1 protein-coding gene is annotated in these 680 nt (G+C 72.5%); it reads right to left on the bottom strand.

All coding sequences use genetic code 11. The features are described 5' to 3' along the window. A partial coding sequence (locus tag FVW27_RS18300) for a radical SAM protein (RefSeq protein WP_167127961.1) occupies positions 1–680 on the bottom strand: 680 nt, incomplete at both ends.

The following is a 680-nucleotide window of genomic DNA, read 5'->3' on the forward strand; positions in this document are numbered from 1 at the left end:
AGGCAGGCGGCTGCCGCATTGCGGGCGGCGTCCATGGTGGCCGCATCGGCAGCGGGCACGGGGCCGGTCGCGTCCTCGGCGGGAACGAAGGGCACCACGTAGATGCCCGAGGCGCCCAGCACCTTGGCGGCGGCGGCGATGTCGCCCACGTGGGAATCATTGATGCCGGGGTACACGGTGACGCACACCGTGACCTCGATGCCCGCCCTGACCAGCGCGGCAAGAGCCACGGCCTGCTCGTCCACGAGCAGCGAGGCGCCCTCGCCGGGGCGCAGGGTGCGGGTGCCGGGGCGGATCCAGGCGTACAGGGTGTCCACCAGTTCCGGGTCCACGGCGTCCATGAGCAGGGTAACGTGGCTGACGCCAAGCTCGGCCAGGGCAGCGGCATGGCTGGCCACGCCAAGGCCGTTGGTGGTCACGCACAGGGTGATGTGCGGGTAGGCGGCGTGCACCAGGTGCAGGGTTTCCAGGGTGCGGTGGGGCACGGCGAACGGATCGCCGGGACCGGCAATGCCCACCGTGTCCACCACCGCACCCGTTTCCATGACCGTGCGCAGGTGCTCCAGCGCCTCGTGCGGCAGCATGGCGGGGGATGCGGGCTGCGTTCCGCAGGCGCACGGGGTGCTCACGCCCGCATCGCCATGGCGGCTGCGGGCGTTGGAACGCGGCGCCACCGGCAG

Source organism: Nitratidesulfovibrio liaohensis, from assembly GCF_011682075.1.
GTDB classification, from domain to species: domain Bacteria; phylum Desulfobacterota; class Desulfovibrionia; order Desulfovibrionales; family Desulfovibrionaceae; genus Cupidesulfovibrio; species Cupidesulfovibrio liaohensis.